This is a genomic window from Fodinisporobacter ferrooxydans (assembly GCF_022818495.1).
Lineage (GTDB): Bacteria > Bacillota > Bacilli > Tumebacillales > MYW30-H2 > Fodinisporobacter > Fodinisporobacter ferrooxydans.
The window spans coordinates 4,635,264-4,651,842 of record NZ_CP089291.1; the positions used below are offsets into that span (position 1 = coordinate 4,635,264).

17 protein-coding genes are annotated in these 16,579 nt (G+C 46.5%); 5 read left to right on the top strand and 12 right to left on the bottom strand.

Annotated features, from left to right (window positions below; translation table 11 throughout):
- Positions 1-41: 41 nt before the first annotated feature.
- Entirely contained in the window at positions 42-1,169 is a 1,128-nt protein-coding gene (locus LSG31_RS22220) for an NAD(P)-dependent oxidoreductase (protein ID WP_347437216.1), read from the bottom strand.
- Between LSG31_RS22220 and LSG31_RS22225 the strand changes: the two genes are divergently transcribed.
- The gene (locus tag LSG31_RS22225; protein WP_347437217.1) at positions 1,057-1,491 is read left to right on the top strand and encodes a cupredoxin domain-containing protein; all 435 of its coding nucleotides are present in this window, start codon (positions 1,057-1,059) and stop codon (positions 1,489-1,491) included. The genes LSG31_RS22220 and LSG31_RS22225 overlap by 113 nt on opposite strands.
- 45 nt (positions 1,492-1,536) lie before the next feature.
- Here LSG31_RS22225 and LSG31_RS22230 read toward each other — a convergent pair whose 3' ends face one another.
- The 4 genes from LSG31_RS22230 to galU form a co-directional block, all read right to left on the bottom strand.
- The gene (locus tag LSG31_RS22230) at positions 1,537-2,109 is read right to left on the bottom strand and encodes a phosphatase PAP2 family protein (RefSeq protein WP_347437218.1); all 573 of its coding nucleotides are present in this window, start codon (positions 2,107-2,109) and stop codon (positions 1,537-1,539) included.
- Positions 2,110-2,114: 5 nt separating this feature from the next.
- Positions 2,115-3,149, bottom strand: a complete 1,035-nt coding sequence (locus LSG31_RS22235) for a phospholipase D-like domain-containing protein (protein WP_347437219.1) — start codon at positions 3,147-3,149, stop codon at positions 2,115-2,117.
- Positions 3,146-3,631, bottom strand: a complete 486-nt coding sequence (locus LSG31_RS22240) for a hypothetical protein (RefSeq protein WP_347437220.1) — start codon at positions 3,629-3,631, stop codon at positions 3,146-3,148. Before LSG31_RS22240 ends, LSG31_RS22235 begins: the two co-directional genes overlap by 4 nt.
- A gap of 289 nt (positions 3,632-3,920) precedes the next feature.
- Positions 3,921-4,835, bottom strand: a complete 915-nt coding sequence (gene galU / locus LSG31_RS22245; RefSeq protein WP_347437221.1) for a UTP--glucose-1-phosphate uridylyltransferase GalU — start codon at positions 4,833-4,835, stop codon at positions 3,921-3,923.
- 220 nt (positions 4,836-5,055) lie between these two features.
- Between galU and LSG31_RS22250 the strand changes: the two genes are divergently transcribed.
- From LSG31_RS22250 to LSG31_RS22260, 3 genes are all read left to right on the top strand, one after another.
- A complete protein-coding gene (locus tag LSG31_RS22250) occupies positions 5,056-6,018 on the top strand; it encodes a peptidase associated/transthyretin-like domain-containing protein (RefSeq protein WP_347437222.1) in 963 nt (320 codons plus the stop codon).
- A gap of 108 nt (positions 6,019-6,126) precedes the next feature.
- Positions 6,127-6,456, top strand: coding sequence for a YtrH family sporulation protein (locus tag LSG31_RS22255; protein WP_347437223.1), 330 nt, complete (start codon positions 6,127-6,129; stop codon positions 6,454-6,456).
- Entirely contained in the window at positions 6,453-6,920 is a 468-nt protein-coding gene (locus LSG31_RS22260; protein WP_347437224.1) for a sporulation membrane protein YtrI, read from the top strand. The genes LSG31_RS22255 and LSG31_RS22260 overlap by 4 nt, the downstream gene beginning before the upstream one ends.
- 49 nt (positions 6,921-6,969) lie before the next feature.
- Here LSG31_RS22260 and LSG31_RS22265 read toward each other — a convergent pair whose 3' ends face one another.
- Positions 6,970-7,374 (bottom strand): hypothetical protein, encoded by a 405-nt coding sequence (locus LSG31_RS22265; RefSeq protein ID WP_347437225.1) that lies wholly within the window; start codon positions 7,372-7,374, stop codon positions 6,970-6,972.
- A 145-nt stretch (positions 7,375-7,519) separates the two neighbouring features.
- On the opposite strand from LSG31_RS22265, the gene LSG31_RS22270 reads away from it, so the two are divergent.
- Positions 7,520-8,254: a DUF2103 domain-containing protein gene (locus LSG31_RS22270; RefSeq protein WP_347437226.1), complete on the top strand. Its 735-nt coding sequence runs from the start codon at positions 7,520-7,522 to the stop codon at positions 8,252-8,254.
- A 126-nt stretch (positions 8,255-8,380) separates the two neighbouring features.
- Here the strand turns inward: LSG31_RS22270 and LSG31_RS22275 are convergent, their stop codons facing one another.
- The 6 genes from LSG31_RS22275 to LSG31_RS22300 all read right to left on the bottom strand — a co-directional run bounded on the left by LSG31_RS22275 (position 8,381) and on the right by LSG31_RS22300 (position 16,288).
- Positions 8,381-9,490 (bottom strand): D-alanine--D-alanine ligase, encoded by a 1,110-nt coding sequence (locus tag LSG31_RS22275; RefSeq protein WP_347437227.1) that lies wholly within the window; start codon positions 9,488-9,490, stop codon positions 8,381-8,383.
- 105 nt (positions 9,491-9,595) lie between these two features.
- The gene (locus tag LSG31_RS22280) at positions 9,596-11,287 is read right to left on the bottom strand and encodes an ABC transporter substrate-binding protein (RefSeq protein WP_347437228.1); all 1,692 of its coding nucleotides are present in this window, start codon (positions 11,285-11,287) and stop codon (positions 9,596-9,598) included.
- A gap of 142 nt (positions 11,288-11,429) precedes the next feature.
- Positions 11,430-12,335 (bottom strand): oligopeptide ABC transporter permease, encoded by a 906-nt coding sequence (opp4C, locus tag LSG31_RS22285; protein ID WP_347437229.1) that lies wholly within the window; start codon positions 12,333-12,335, stop codon positions 11,430-11,432.
- 15 nt (positions 12,336-12,350) lie between these two features.
- A complete protein-coding gene (locus tag LSG31_RS22290) occupies positions 12,351-13,307 on the bottom strand; it encodes an ABC transporter permease (RefSeq protein ID WP_347437230.1) in 957 nt (318 codons plus the stop codon).
- Positions 13,308-13,359: 52 nt separating this feature from the next.
- On the bottom strand, positions 13,360-14,328 hold the full coding sequence (locus tag LSG31_RS22295) for an ABC transporter ATP-binding protein (protein ID WP_347437231.1): 969 nt from the start codon (positions 14,326-14,328) through the stop codon (positions 13,360-13,362).
- Positions 14,329-14,914: 586 nt separating this feature from the next.
- Complete coding sequence (locus LSG31_RS22300; RefSeq protein ID WP_347437232.1) at positions 14,915-16,288, bottom strand: hypothetical protein; 1,374 nt, start codon at positions 16,286-16,288, stop codon at positions 14,915-14,917.
- Positions 16,289-16,579 lie beyond the last annotated feature (291 nt).

Sequence of the window (16,579 nt, forward strand, 5' to 3'; positions counted from 1 at the left end):
GAAAAGACTAGCACAAAAACTGTTTCATACACAAAAACTGACTATTCCAGCCCTGCATCTTCCGCAGCAATCCTTGTCAAAGCGGACCAATCCTGATTTTCGCGGCCTTTCGCTACTGAGGAAAGCAAGCGGTCATGCAACAGACTAGCCAATGGCATCGGTGTTTTCGTGGCGTTCGCTTCCTCTAAGACCAGATTGCAATCTTTGAGGCCAAGCGCCAACTGAAAACCCGCAGGTTCAAAGATCTTCTTGGCAATCATCTGGCCGTACCCCTGATATATGGTGCAATTAAACAAGGTGGACGCATATATTTCCGCAGCCAGCTTCCGGTCGACGCCATTCTTCTCTGCCAGGTTAAAAGATTCGGCCATGGCCTCCATTGCCGCCATAATCATAAAATTGCCGCCTAGCTTAATGACATTGGCATTGCCAGGTTCTTCACCGATATCGAAGACTCGTTGGCCAAGTGCCTCTTGTAACGGCCTGACCCGCTCCTTTGCCTCTTTGGGGCCTGATGACAGCACAAACAGCTTCTGAGCCGCTGCCGCCTCCGGACGGCCAAACACGGGGGACGCAATATATTGGCAGCCTTGCTGCTGATGATACGCTGCAAGTTTGCGCGACGTCTCCGGCGCAATGGTGCTCATGGATAGATGAATGCCGCCAGGCCCCAGTTTTTCACCAAATCCGTCAACTCCATATACCACATCTTCCAGCGCCTGATCATTCGCCACCATGGTGATGACAATGCCGCCAGCAGTTGCTGCATCCGACGGACGATTCACCTGCTGTGCGCCTGCAGCCACGGCATCTTTTGCTTTATTTGGCGTTCGATTGTAGACTTTCACCGCAAAACCTGCTTTCAGCAAGTTTCGTACCATTGGCTGCCCCATGTTGCCAAGTCCAATAAAACCGATTGTTTCATTCATGCTGCTTCCTCCTCTGGATAGCGCCTGTTGGCCATGCCCACCCCCGGCGCACTGATGCATAGTATGAAAAAACTTGCACAAATTAAGTATATCCATCTTTTCTTTGAGAGGTTTGAAACGATTTCTTATGACTAACCACAAAAAAACGAAAAAAGTATTGAAAAAACAACTGACTCCAAGCCAGCGTTTCGGTTCCCTGTTGATGCCGCTTGCCGCCTGTCTTGCAATTGCAGGGCTCATTTATACGGTTTGGACATTCCAATCGGCACATGCGGCGAAACCGCGCGCGATCAAATATTCGATCTCGATTACCGATATCGGATTTCGCCCTTCCACCATGCAGGGAGAAACAGGCGTACCTATTAAAATCCATGTAAAAAATCTGGGCACAAAAGAACACAATTTTGTCTTGCCCGGTTACTTTATCTTTTCTCCCAATTTGCATGCAGGAGAGTCGACAGATATCGAATTCACTCCTGACAAAAAAGGCATATTCCCTTTTTATTCGGATACTCCAGGCAACCCGGAACCGGGATTGCAAGGAAGATTGACGGTTCGGTAGCAAATTGCAGTCCGTCTAATGGACACGGCCCGAACATTTACCGGATTATCCGGGTGCGAATGATCCCAGTGCCAAAAACGTCAATCGACCGGCGAAACTCCCTATCATGCAGCCGAGTATGGCCCCGGCCAACACATCGCTAAAAAAGTGCAGGCGGACATGCAGACGGGAATATGCCAATACAATGGCCCAAACGCCATATACTATGCCATAAACGGGATGAAACTGGATCAGTGCCGTCGCCAAGGCAAATCCTCCTGCTGCATGATTGCTGGGAAAGGACTCTTCCGGGCGGTGAGCAATCAGGGGAGTTTTTCGAAACTGCAGAAACGGACGATCCCTTGGCAACAAACGGCTGATCCAGCCACTCATCAATCGCGACAGGAAACCGGCAGCGAGACATGCCGGAACCGCAAGCGCAGAAACAAACTGATGGTTCCATACGTCCAAAATGCCGATTCCAAGAATGACTGCGACCATGACAATCGGAGATGTCCGCGCAACGAGGATCATAAAACGATCCGTTCGGGTAACATGCTTGTATGTGTTGCTTTTTTCCGCTGTCATTTTTTCAAATATCCGCTTGTCCCACGCTGCAATCCGCCGAATGACATTCAATGTCCTCAAGAACTCCTTTGCCATTCCATATCCAGACTTTTTTGAATGGATTGTCCAAATTGGGGAATCCGGCGCAGAATGATATCCCCTTCATGATTCACCTGAAACCCTTGATGCGTGAAATTTGCACTGCCGACATAAACCACTTCTCCATCGTCGATGGAGGCGATTTTCGCGTGCAGGATCTCTTTCCCCTCATGCTTGTAAAACTTCACCTGAATTCCCGCTTGTGCAAGCTTTCGTCCACTGTATTTGTTCTGCTTTTCCCGCGGTTCCAGCAGGACGCGGATGTTTACACCGCGCTGGTGTGCGAGGATCAACTGACGGATGAACGCCGCATCGGACAGGTCGAAACATTCCAGATCAATCGACCGTTTCGCCCCTTGGATCGCTTGAATCATGGAAGGTTCAATTTGCCGGTCCACCAGAAATTGGGTCGATCGCGGCTCCGGCTCTTGTTGTCCTGCACTCACTTTCCAATCTCTGAAAAAAAGCCGTTCAAAATCGGAGTTTGCATGTTGAATCCGGACAGAGGCATCAAAATTATCCCAACTATGCGGGCCAAAATTCATTCCTCCCATCAATTCATCAAACATCTGCGGCTTCCCTTGCTCATCTGTAATTAAAGATTTGATATGAGAAATCCCGCCTTTCACACGATATAGATGGTAAGGAATGTGTTCCTTTTGCAAAAACGGGATGGCTGTCTGCAATGTGTGTTTTTCCGTAGCATCCAAAATCAATCGCACATCGACACCGCGCCGGTGGGCATCCGCCAACGCTTGCAGGATATCCATATCCCCTAGCTCATACATGGATAAATAGCACGCTTTGCGGCTCTCTTTGATCATATGCAGCGCCGTTTCCTTAATATTTTGCCGCCAGACAAGCGATTTGTCGCCCACTGTCACTGTAGCCGGCGTATACGGATTCGCGGAAACAGCGGTCGACCCGTATGTTTTTTCCAACGTACAGCCCGTCAACGCCAATACACAACTGCTCGCAATGCCGCATAGCAACATTGAGGTACTTTTCCTCAAACGTTCTTCTCCTCCTGATCCCGCAATTGATCTACATGTCGATTTAACTCACGCACTCTCCGCGCCGATTGGGCAATCATCCGCTCCAATGCTTCCTCCGCACTTGCTCCTGCCTGCAGCGTTGCAAAGGAAACGGTCTGCGCAAGCGTCTTGAGCTCTTTTATCTGCTTCTCTTCTTCATCCCGCACCCGCACCACATAGTCCGCATCTTGATGATTGCGCAACTGATCGAAGACAAGCATTCCCGTCACTGCAGTCTGGGACATCAGGGAGAGATCCGTGTCTGCTGCTTCAAAGCTCCATATGTGTTTCCAACTGTCGATCCATTGCTTGTGTTCCGTTTGGAATGAAATGAGTCGTTGCCGTACCTTTGTATCTTTTACTTTTTCAATTATTTTTTCATACGTATAAATCGCCATATTTTCCGCTTTTATCACAAATTGAACCAGATCTTCCAACGACCGGATTTCTTCATGCTGCACTTCTCTCACTCCTTATGTACTCATATTTTGGCAATCTTATCCTTCCTCCTTCCCGCCTAATCCATACATGTTTCAAAATTTGCAGGACATCACACGACAACACTCGCAACAACCGTTTTGCAAACGATCAAAGAGCAAAAAAGCCTAAGGCTATCGAATACGATGAATGCGACGAAATGAAGGAATTGACGCGAACCGAAATACGAAGTGAGGATGATTACCGGCTTATAGATCGTAAGCACACGGCAATCATCAGATTCAATGTTTGTCTGGTGAGTACATGGCAGGATTATACAGTGGTCTTGCTGTGGTCGACTTGTTGTGGCTGCGACTTCATCAATTCTCGCAAATAATCCAGCAGATCATCTTTCATATCGGTTCGGTACAGAGCCATCCCGATCATCGCCTTCAAATATCCCAACTTATCACCGATGTCATGACGCTCCCCATTCACAATTTTCGCGTACATATCATGATCATGGCACAAAATCCGTAAAGCGTCGGTCAATTGAATTTCGCCGCCATTTCCTGGATCTGTCCTTTCGAGAATTGAAAAAATCTCCGGTTGAATCACATATCTTCCCACAATCGCGTATTGGGTTGGCGCTTCCGAAACAGCCGGTTTTTCCACAAGATCATCCAGCTTCCACACGCCGTCTTTCCACTCGTGCCCAGAGACGATTCCATACTTTGACACATCGCGCAACGGCACTTGTTGCACACCGATAACCGTTTGTTGTGTTTCTTCATATACCTGAATCAATTGCTTTAGTGCAGGCTTGCTCTCATTCCATATAATATCGTCCCCAAGCAAGACGGCAAAGGGCTCATTGCCGACAAACGAACGGGCACAGTAAATGGCATGTCCAAGACCCCTGGGTTCCTTTTGCCGGATAAAATGAATATCCACCAAATTCGAGATATCTTGCACTTCCCGCAATGTCTCCCATTTTTGTCTTTCACTCAAGAACAATTCCAATTCAATCGAGCGGTCAAAATGATCCTCGATCGCCCGTTTGTTGCGGCCTGTAACGATCAATATATCTTCGATCCCCGACGCAATCGCTTCTTCCACTATATATTGTATCGACGGTTTATCAATAATCGGCAACATTTCCTTGGGCTGTGCCTTCGTAGCAGGTAAAAATCGCGTACCCAAGCCGGCTGCAGGAATGATCGCTTTCCGAATTTTTTGCTTAGTCATATGCACTTGTTCACTCCTATATCTCAGCTTCTATTCCTATACTACCATGTTTTTTTATACCAACCAATGGACGTTTTGTAAATGTTCGGTTCTCAATCGGGAGTTTCGACAAAAGTAGTCGAGTTACGTCAAAGGATATGACAAGCCCAAAAAAGAAATGAACACATATTGCTGAACAGGGGGGTAACCAAAAGTACTCATAGAAAGGTGCGGGAACAAATTGCAACTCATGAAGGTTCCATTCCAGACTACTTTTTCTCATGTGCCAAATTGGTTAAAATGGATCGCTGTGGTCCTTTGTTTTCTGATCCCTGTGTGGATCCTGTTAAAGCCATACACGCTATCGGCCAATCAGATTCGGCAAAACTATTTCGCTGCATTGAAAAAAAAGGACTATCAGCAAGCATATGAATACCTGGATCAACAGCAACAGGCTGGCGTTATCTCATTTGACGCATTTAAACAATGGTTGACTGCATTCCCGGAAGAAGGAAAACAAATCGAAATTCACAAAGCGCCGTTATTTGGAAGCAGTATTTATATTTGGCGTGTTGTCTTGCCAAGCAAGCGGATTTCCATTCAATTGCCATTTGCCAATGCGGATATCGCAGTTGATGGCATCACGCACCATACAGTTTCTTCAGAAATTAGCCTGCCGGTTTTTATCGGAAAGCATACCGTCTCAATGTCCGCGAAAGGGATTTCTTTGGCACGGCAAACGATTGACGTAACATCCGCTCCCCAACTGCAAAGCGTAACGCTGAATGCAGCCGCACCGCCCGAGTTGGTACAATCCATTCGAATGTTTCTCATCCAATATAACCAAACATGGTGTCGTGCTGTAAATATTCAATCACCGGAAGGAATATTGGCATTTCTTACGGGAAAACAATCTCCCGAATACAAATTTTTAAATGATTATATCCGGACATTAAAAACTGAAAACTGGATTCGTGATCTGGAGACATTCCAGTCGCTGCAAATGATCAATAGCAGTATCAAAGATGACCAACACATCCTCGTATCTACAAAGGAAACCTATCACCATGATTTAACCGTGATCAAAAATCATGAAAATTGGCGTCAAGGTGATAAAAAATCCTATGATTCAACCGTTTATTGGACATATAACATCAAATTATTGGATGCACACAAATTTCAAATTGAATCTTTGCAGCGGTAAATGAAAAACGCATCCCAATTCCAAACAGATTCTCATATGTGCATACTGACAAGCATATGCTCAAACATGCAGAGTGCAATACCAAATGCCTGTATGGGGGAATCTGCTTTGGATCGATTTGTCGGTACACTGATTTTGGATTGTTTTGTCGCGCTTGGACTGGTTTTGGGCGGGTCTCTCGTCGGCGGAATCGGGGCGGTTCTGACACATCGTCCGCCGATGGCAACCATGTTGCAATTGGCGGATCAATTAAAAATCTGGGCGATGGTAAGCGCCCTTGGCGGAACAATGGACACGATAAAAGTGTTTGAGACAGGCGTATTGGAAGGTCAAATATCCTTGATCATCAAACAATTGGGCTATTTGCTCGCAGCTTTTATCGGCTGCCAGATCGGCTATTTTCTCGTTCAGGCCTTGACCGGCGGACCGAAACCATGAAGAATCCCGTTCAGTTGCTTGCAACCTTTTGCATTGGAGCCATTTGCGGCGGCTCCATCCTATTGGCAATCGCCAGCCATGATATGGATATGCTGTACTACCAGCTTGCCCAAATACGTTTGCAATACCAGGAGCTTCTGCACGAAAACGCACAATTAAAACTCGATCTGAAAAAACAGGCGGACGAACGGAATCATCGCATACGAAAACTTGACATTCACATCCAGACAACGGATGATGCCATCCATTTAAAGCTGCAACAGTATATCCAAAAATATATCCAAAATTTATGTAAATTTCTCATTGGCAGGCCTTTGCAAGATTTTGAACCACAGCCTGATCTGGTCCAACATCTGCTGAACGGACGAGCCGTTCTGATTGACGATAAAACGTATATTGTGCGTGTCGACGCTGTTGTCATAACGGAGACACTGCACGTTTGGCTGCATTTGGACACAAAGTAAATATCGCAGACGCAAACGCCTATCCGCTGCCCATTCGCTTATGAACATCTCAACTGAAAAACTCGACGATTTTGCCTATGACTTCGAGACTCGGATCATCTTCGAAGCGCAATTGGCATTGGTCGAGAAAAGCTTGAAATGCCTCTTCATCAAAGGGCAGTTCTATCGATGTGGACAAATCTTCCGCACTGATCAACCGCACATGTGATACCTCTTCCAGGAAGCTGTCCCACATCACGGGAGGAAGCAAAACATCAAACCCCCTGCCGCTTTTTCGAATACCGATGACAAGATAATACTCTTGCCCAAAACGTGCCGCAGCAAACCGCAAAGATACCGGTTCCCCTTCTGCCAATCCCTTTTGCAATCCCAGAAGCAACTGTTTCCCCGTTTCCAATTGTATTGCTACATCGCCTTGTTCTGTTCGTTTTGCTGCACGAACCGGAATATGCATAGAAAGCTCCCTTTCTTCCCCCATCGCCAATGGATAGGAATTTGTGCTATGGTAGTAACAGATTCCGTGCGAATCATTATGAACGTTATTGTAAAGATTTTAGACGAATTTTTCAAACAGAGTTGAGAAAGGAAGACGATTTATCATGTCAAACCGTCACCGCACTTCAAAACTGACGACCAAACATTCAATTATTGGCGATTATCGAAGCATCCTGTTGGACATCGCCCGGCTGGATGAAGTGGACTCCATTATCACAGGCGTCATTTCCCATAACAAAACACACAACACAGGTTTAACGTTTCAATATATGACCGATACGGGAATCAAACTGTTGGCGAAGACCACCCAATCGGTTCAGGAAATCTTCATTGTGACAAAACACCGGGAATCTTTGGTTGACTTGCTGCGCGGCTATGGGCTGATAGACAGGGAGCAAAAACCGGAAGCGCCGGATGAGCAACAAACGGCCCAAGCTTCGTCGAAGTATGGGAAGGGAAAAAAAGCTGCGCAATCGCCAAATGTGCAAACAGGCCCCTTTCATGCCGGCAGACATGCCAATATTTCGAAAAAAGAAATGCAGCAGCACAGTGAAAGCACGCCCCTTTCGTTCCGCGATCATTTAAATCCCGAGCTGCTGGAGAAATTGTCTGCTGCGAAAGAGGAACTGTTGAAACAACATCCGCCAGCGGAAACAAAACAGACGTCCGATAAACGGATGGGGACAAAAGGCAAACGTGCAAATTCCCAATCGAACCAACGGGATACGGATGACGATCAAGACATCAGTATGGAAGAACTTTTCAATCCCAAAAATGATGCGGAGTCGTTCGCAGACCTTTTCAAGTCGAGTAAAATGGACTGGCGGAAATTCAAGTGAAGTGAATACGTGTATCGCGGTTCCCTCAATCTTTTAAGCGGCCGTCTCACTGGAATAGAGCTATTCTGCAGTGGGACGACCATGCGTTTGCATGTTGCCAAAGTACCCGGTTGTCAGTCAAAGTTCTCAAACGTTGACGGAGTCTCCTTTAGAAACTTGAAACTCTGTTACATTCCGTTGCTTGTCGGCAAACCGTTCCAAAGCAAGCGAGATCAAGCGGCCGACCAACTCGATATAAGGAACTCCTGTCGCTTCCCATAATTTCGGATACATACTGTAGATCGTAAATCCAGGCATCGTATTGATCTCATTGATCAAGATTCGATTTGTCTCCTTTTCGATAAAGAAATCGACACGCGCCAATCCGGAACCGTCAATCGCCTGAAACGCCTGGATGGCCAGCATTTGAAGCTGCTTTGATTGGTCTTCCGGAAGATTTGCAGGAATCATTAGTTCAGAACTGCCGCTCATATACTTCGCTTCATAATCATAGAATTCACTGGATGGCACGATTTCCCCAGGGACAGACGCTAGCGGGCTGTCATTGCCGAGAACCGCAACTTCAACTTCACGAACGTTCAGTCCCTCCTCGACGATCAGCTTCCTGTCATACTGTGCTGCCGTCTCCAGCGCCTGCTTCAATTGTTCGCGGTTTTTTGCTTTCGAGATCCCTACGCTCGATCCTAAATTAGCTGGTTTCACAAAACAGGGAAAGCCGATTTCCCGTTCGATGCTGCTGATAACTGCATTTTCGTCAGACTCGAATTCCTGGCGCATTACGGAACAATACGCGCATTGCGGCAATCCGGCTACACCGAAAATCCGCTTCATAAACAGTTTATCCATGCCAACTGCAGATGCCAGGACGCCTGCTCCGACATACGGAATATTTAACATTTCCAGCATCCCTTGAATCGTCCCGTCTTCACCGAATGAACCATGCAAAACGGGAAAGACTACATCCACCAGCGATTGCAGTTGAGCCAAACTCATGGCACAATCGCCCCAATTGCTTGCCTGATACGAATTTGCCAAATAGTCGGGTACGGACGTTTGCAAAGCCGCAAATGCTTGCAAGCCAAATACCCACTCACCCGTTTTGGAAATGCCTATTGGCAAAATTTCATAGCGTGACGGATCTAATGCTTGCATCAAGGATTTGGCTGATTGAATCGACACCTCATGCTCGCCAGAACGTCCACCAAACAGAACACCGATACGCAGTCGCTGTTTCATGCTCTCAATCTCCTCTCCACTTACAACATTGTCATCTTATCATATTCTATAGGCTTCTGCCCCTCCACAAAATTAGAAAAATCTGCATAGAAAAAAAGCGGCCTCCTATTTGGACAGCCACCAATTTTGTACATCCTGAAAGATCCCCACTGTCGGGTATTGTTCGACACCGTGCAGCCGTTTGTTCCACACAAAAATGTCGCGTTCCCCGTATAACGGCAGCCATGGAAGCTCATCATTCATGAATTTGCTCCATTTCCACATCGTTTTTTTGCGATAGTCCTGATTGAATGCCTGGCCGCTGACAGCATCTGCAACCAGTTGTTCCTCTTTTGGACTATCGAGATGAGAATAGTTATACATCGCATCTTTGGACCAAAAACCGGTTTGATCCGGATCGATTTGACCGCCCCATCCCATCAGCCACATGCCATTGTCCCTGTCATGCTGAACATCGGCGGCGAAGGCGGAAAAATCTTTCGGAGCCAGCAATTTCACATTCAGTCCAATCTGCTGCAATTCTTTTGCAATGATCGGCGCAGTTTTTTCCCGGACTTTGTTTCCCAACGGATACGCCAATGTCAATTGGAAGGGATTTCCCTGTGGATCTGTTCGAAATCCGTCCGCTCCTGCTTTATAACCCGCATCATCTAAAAGTTTCTTTGCCTTGTCGATGTTAAAATTATAGGCATGGACTTGATCTGCAGGCGGATTCGCCCAACTGGTTGCATAGATCGGCGCATTTAATACGTCGCCATGCCCTTTCAAAAGTCCTGTAATGATTCCTTTGCGGTTGATTGCATATGCGATGGCATGGCGAACATTTTTATCTTTCAGAATCGGATTGTTTAATTTAAATCCCAAATACTGAAAATATGTGCTCGGAAACTCAAAATATGTCACATTGGAAAAACTCTTGTAAATATCGGCATCTTGCGGATTGACGGTCGAGACTTCATCAAGCGCGCCGTTTTTTACTTGTCCCGCTGCTACATCGGAGTTGACAACCCGCCAGACAATTTTGTCAATGTGCGGTTTTCCGCCGTAATAATCCGGATTTCTGACATATGTGCAGGATTCGCCTGGTTTGATGCCGGTAATTTTGAAGGGTCCGTCACCAATCAGCATCTTGGGATCTTGCATTTTTATTTTGTATTGATCTGGCGGAACATTTGCCCAAATATGTTTGGGAAGAACTTGTGTCATTCCTAAAATCGCCAATGCAGCAGCATACGGTTTTTTCAATGTTACAGACAATGTGTGCGGATCGATCACATGAATGCCGGACATCGTTTGCGCTCGCCCTTTGCTTGCCTGGTCAAATCCTTCGATATAAGAAACATTTCCTTGATATGGGCCTTGAATCACATCGTTATACGCTTTTGACGCCATCCAGTTCCAGGTCCAAGCCAAGTCGTCCGCTGTAACCGGTTGTCCGTCAGTCCATTTGGCATTGGGATTGAGATGCCATGTGATCGTTTTCTTGTCATCTGAAATAACCCATTTTTCTGCCAAAAGGGGTTTGTATGCAAGATCTTTGTCGTACTCGAGCAATGTGTCGTACGTAAACATGGCAACCCACTGATCGTACTCATTATCCCATACTTGCGGCAAATATTTTCCCGCCGGCGCACTCGACATCGATAACGTCAACGTTCCTCCATCTACCGGTTTGCCGGTATCTTGTGCAATTGGATTTGATGCGTTGCTGCCGGTTGCACCGCCGCAACCGACGATGGATGTCAGGGTCAGCGACGCCAGCGCTGTTGCAGCAACAACTTTCCCCCACGTTTTCAATCGGATAACCCCCTTGCGTTCGCGTATGTATTTTCAGGCTTTTTTAAAGCGGAACATCTATGAGATGCGTGTTCAAAAAGTGGTTTATGAAAAAAACAGCGGCAAATGGCGTTTGCATGATTCCGTTTCATGATACTCCTGTTTAATGATCTGCTTTCGGTTCGAATGCATCCCGCAATCCATTCCCGATAAAATGGAAGGATAACACAGTCAGAATAATGGCCGCTCCAGGCGGAATCCACCGCCACGGCTCGAACTCCATGACTTTTAAAGATTGTGCTGCCGTCAGCATATTTCCCCAGGAAGATTGGGGCTCTTGCACCCCAAATCCGAGGAAGCTAAATGCGGATTCCGCAATGACATACGTTGCCATCGACAGCGTTCCTTGAACGATCATGGTGGAAAACGTGTTCGGCAGGATGTGTTTAAAAATGATTTGCAGATCGGAACAGCCGATGGCTTTGGCACTCAGCACATACTCCAGCTCCCGCTGCATCATGAATTGTCCGCGGACAATCCTTGCCGTTCCCGCCCACCCAAGCATGGAAATCGCGCATATCAAATGCCAAACGGTGACTGTATTCGCCATCGCAACAATCGTCAGCGCAAACAGGAAAAACGGCAATGTTTGAATGATTTCCGTAAAACGCATCAACAGATTGTCAATCCGGCCGCCGTAATATCCGGAAATCGCACCAAATGCCACACCGAACGCCAACGTGAGCATAGTCGTGCTGAAACCGACGAGCAGCGAGGCGCGGCCGCCATATAACAAACGGGCCCATATATCTCTGCCGGAATCATCCGTACCCAAAAGATGTTGGGCAGAAGGCGCTTCCTCCACTTGCATCAGATCCGCGTCTGTCGGATCTTGATGGGCAAATAGCGGCGCTCCGATACTCATGACGATCACGATCAGCAAACAGATCAACCCGAACAGCGCAAGTTTGTTATGCAAAAACCGCCGGATCGCAATCTGAAACGGACTCTTGCGTATTTCCGCCTGTACATCCAATAAAGAACCGGTTCCGGTTGCTTGTGCGCTCAAGTCTTCAACCCCTCATCAATCATAGCGGATCCGCGGGTCCGCCAGTGCATATAACATGTCGGAAATCAGATTCCCGATCAACACGGCAGCGGCAGCAATTACATTGACCGCCATAATGACCGTATAATCCCGATTTAAAACCGCATGGATGCTCAATTGTCCGATTCCCGGCCATGTAAACACATATTCCGTAATCGGCGCGCCCGCCAGGAATGTCGTAATATCCAAACCAAATAACGTAATAATTGGAATCATGGCATTGCGCAGGACATGCCGATTCATCACTTCACGTTCTCTTAACCCTTTCGCCCGGGCTGTCCGAACATAATCCATTCGCATGTGATCCAGCATGCTCGAACGCATATATTGAATATATGGGGCGATCTGAATGACGGCAATCGTCAACGCCGGAAGGATCATATGCCGCAGAGAATCAAGCGCTCCTCCGTTTCCTGACGGATCGGATGTGCCGAAAGCGGGCAGCCATTGCAGCGTAATCGCGAACACATAAATCAGGATCAAGCCGATAAAGAAAGACGGCGTTGACAAGGATACGAGTGTAAAGGCGGTTGCCGTATAATCGACATACGTATCTTTGTTTCTGGCAGCCAAAATCCCCGCGGGAATCCCGATCGCCAGCGTGATCATTTCCGCGGCAATGGCCAGCTTCAAACTGTTGCCGATCGTCTGTTTCAAGAGCATTGACACAGGCAGCCCTTTGGACATGGAGTAACCGAAATCGCCATGCAGCATATTTTTCAACCATAGGAAATACTGAACATAGGCAGGACGGTCCAGCCCGTACACATGCCGCAAATGTTGAATATAATCCGGGTTTTTGGCGGTGCTCGGATTTACCAAGCCTGCGAGAGGATCTCCTTTGGCCAAATGCGATATAGCGAACAACAAAATGGAGAGAATCAATACCGTCGGAATCATCGTCAGCACTCGCCGTATCATATACGAATACAAACAAAGTCCCCCTTTTTCGAAGATGTGAAACAAAAGCGAAACAATGCCGCAATCAGGCGTATAAGTGGCAAGCGGCCGATTGCGCTTCATTGATTCGAATAAAATCCGGTCGAACTCGTTTGCAAATCTCCATCGCTTTCGAACATCTGGGATGAAAAGCACACCCTTGCGGCGGGTCGACCGGACTTGGGACATCTCCCGTCAAAATGATCCGTTCCCGCTTGGCGTTCGGCTTTGCAACCGGAACTGCCGACAACAACGCTTGCGTATATGGGTGCAAAGGATTGGCGTACAGTCCTTTCTTATCGCCGATCTCCACCAATCGGCCCAGATACATGACTCCGATCCGGTCGCTGATATGTCGTACAGCGCTTAAATTGTGGGAGATAAATAAATAGGATACATGGTATTCGTTCTGCAAATCTTTTAATAGATTTAATACTTGTGACTGAATGGAAACGTCTAATGCCGATACAGCTTCATCCGCGATGATCAACTTTGGATGTAACGCAAGCGCCCTGGCAATCCCAACTCTCTGGCGCTGTCCGCCTGAAAATTCATGAGGATACCGCTTCATCGCATTCTGCGGGAGTCCCACGACTTCCAACAATTCCTCCGCTTTTTTCCAAGCTTCCTTCCCGGATGCTTTTTTATTGACCAACAAAGGTTCGGCAATCAATGATCCGATTCTCATACGGGGATTCAAAGAAGCATATGGATCCTGAAACACCATCTGCAAATGTTGCCGCATTTCGCGCATGGCTGACTTTGAAAGGGATGTCAGATCTGTCCCTTCGAATCGAACTCGTCCTGCCGTTGGTTCGAGCAGCCGCAGAATCAAACGCCCGATCGTCGATTTTCCGCAGCCGGACTCGCCTACAATCCCCAGTGTTTCCCCTCTGCGGATGGAAAAGCTGATATCATCGACTGCTTTGACATGACCGATTGTACGCCGCATTACACCACATTTAATCGGAAAATATTTTTTCAAGTGCCGCACTTCGAGTAAATGATTCGTCATGGTAACACCTCTTTTCTAAACGAGATCGCAACGGACAAAATGCCCGTGAACTACTTCCCGTAATTCCGGCATTTTTTCACGACAACTGTCTTGCACAAGCGTACAACGATCCCAAGAACCGCTTGTCGCTTGTATATAGATGCAGCTGCTGTTCAAATGGATTGAACGGAAATATTTTGAAAATGTAGTATATGTGCGTGTTCAAAAAGTGGTTAAGTAAGACACAAGGAGTGCGAAGCCGAAGCACGAAAAGGCGACGGAGTGTACATGTTTGGTACATGAGTAAGCCTTTTGGGGATTCGGCAAAGCAATCCGCCGTGGAGTTTTGACTACTTTTTGAACATCCTCTATATGATTTTTATTATAGACATAAAAAATACCGGTACGACATGAATTCATGAAATCTTTTTAAAATGTAAACATAAACCTTTTAGTGCGTGTTCAGAAAAGTTTGGAGTCTGTTCAGAAATGTATTATCAGTTTGATGGGATTAAGATCAATAAAACCAAATGACCTCGGAATTACTTCCCGAGGTCATTTCTTGTCTGAATTTTTTCCTGGTGCTTGCTGCCAATATACGGTTGATTCATACATTGCTATATTGGTCAAATCTGCTTATTTGATCATGCGTTTCGAACTTATTTCCAAAAATCCATAACAGCAAAAACACAAAGAACGAAAATGCGGCCAAACAACCGCCGACTGCTAAAAGAACCCGGGCTACAGATTGCATGGCAGAATCTTTTTCAAGCAAATAAAAACCGCCTGACATAAAAACGGCACCTACTAAAGCAATCCATACCTGAATTGTGGCGGCACGCATCGAGGTCGGTTCACGCCCCAAAATAATCGGAAAAAATGTATATCCGACACCATAAACGAGAGAAGTGATCCAGCCCAAAAACAAAAGATGCAGTGCCGGCAACGAAAGTGGATTTAACCCAAAGACCAAACTCACTCCAAGAATCAACGCGAATATCCAACTTCCCCACCAAGCAATCGTGCTTGGAGCAGGTGTATGTTTGCATGCATGCCTCATTTTCGCTAAATAGAACAACGCAAACCATGTAAAGGATACCCCTATGGTCTGAATCCCGGTTTGCATGATTAAAGGCGATCCAACCATTCCAAAGGCAGATGCCACAAGTCCAACAAACCATAAAATTTGGCCAATCTGCGCCTGCCATGCTTTTATTACACGAAAACCGGCATAGCGTGGATACAAATGCAACGAAACCATCAGAACTGTTCCGGCAATCCATCCATAATACGAAAGCAAGACAGACGCGCTCGGCATTGCATAAAAGCCATTTGCCTTATCATGCAAAGCCGGCATCAAAGCCCACACAGCAGCTGCCAAAAAACAAAATAACGCAAGCTCCGTCCCTTTTTGTGCCACACGATCCGTTGCCTTGACAAAATCAGGACGCCCAAAAAAACGTTCAAACATCTGTCCACTCGAAATTTCCGTTCCATGATTCACGAAATTAGCCAAACGCTGTGCGGCATCCGTTGCGCGGTCCCTTGCACTCACTTGTTTTTGCTTGCGCCGGGATGCAAACACGGTTGAAAGGATGTTTACCATAAAAAGCAGTGGCGACAATGCCTGAAATTCTAATCCATATCTTAGCAAGCTCCCGGAAAACATCTGTGCAGCGCCCAGGATCAACACAACGCCCGCTTCTGCCACAATCAATTGCAGCCATCCCATCACGGGCCATGGCAATGTCAATCCTGCGATAATTGCTAAAACGGCATATGTCATGCCATAGATTAACATCGATAGCCAGCCAAATGGATTTAACTCAGCATGAAAGGAACCATATTGGCCCCAAGCGCTTGGTTCCAGCACCATAATGACGCCTAACAATGCCCCAACAGTAAAATTTAAAAAAGCCAAACAAATAAACGCTGCCGGCAATTTTCCAATTCGAATCGTTGAGAGAGTCTGTTCATTCATATACAATTTCCTTCCTGATTGATCTCTCCTAAACACCCGTTATTTCAACTCTTGTTCATTGCATACTCATTGTTTATTGCATACTCATTGTTTATTGCATACTCATTGTTTATTGCATACTCATTATAAAAAATATGTACGTGAAAAAGTGTGACACATGTCATAATTTAACTGAAACAAACATTTTTAACTTGACAAATCTGTGAACGGATTGGCAATATTTACATAAACCCCCGCAGCATTTTCAGAATTTTCCGTTGATTCACTTCTTGTCTCTGTGGTACTGTAGAT

What these genes read in the sequence shown, in the direction of transcription:
- LSG31_RS22225 (WP_347437217.1), top strand. Translation starts at nt 1,057, where the DNA reads ATGACTAACCACAAAAAAACGAAAAAAGTATTGAAAAAACAACTGACT.
- LSG31_RS22220 (WP_347437216.1), bottom strand. Translation starts at nt 1,169, where the DNA reads ATGAGCCCTGCAATTGCAAGACAGGCGGCAAGCGGCATCAACAGGGAA.
- galU (WP_347437221.1), bottom strand. Translation starts at nt 4,835, where the DNA reads ATGACTAAGCAAAAAATTCGGAAAGCGATCATTCCTGCAGCCGGCTTG.
- LSG31_RS22260 (WP_347437224.1), top strand. Translation starts at nt 6,453, where the DNA reads ATGAAGAATCCCGTTCAGTTGCTTGCAACCTTTTGCATTGGAGCCATT.
- LSG31_RS22265 (WP_347437225.1), bottom strand. Translation starts at nt 7,374, where the DNA reads ATGCATATTCCGGTTCGTGCAGCAAAACGAACAGAACAAGGCGATGTA.
- LSG31_RS22270 (WP_347437226.1), top strand. Translation starts at nt 7,520, where the DNA reads ATGTCAAACCGTCACCGCACTTCAAAACTGACGACCAAACATTCAATT.
- LSG31_RS22275 (WP_347437227.1), bottom strand. Translation starts at nt 9,490, where the DNA reads ATGAAACAGCGACTGCGTATCGGTGTTCTGTTTGGTGGACGTTCTGGC.
- LSG31_RS22295 (WP_347437231.1), bottom strand. Translation starts at nt 14,328, where the DNA reads ATGACGAATCATTTACTCGAAGTGCGGCACTTGAAAAAATATTTTCCG.
- LSG31_RS22300 (WP_347437232.1), bottom strand. Translation starts at nt 16,288, where the DNA reads ATGAATGAACAGACTCTCTCAACGATTCGAATTGGAAAATTGCCGGCA.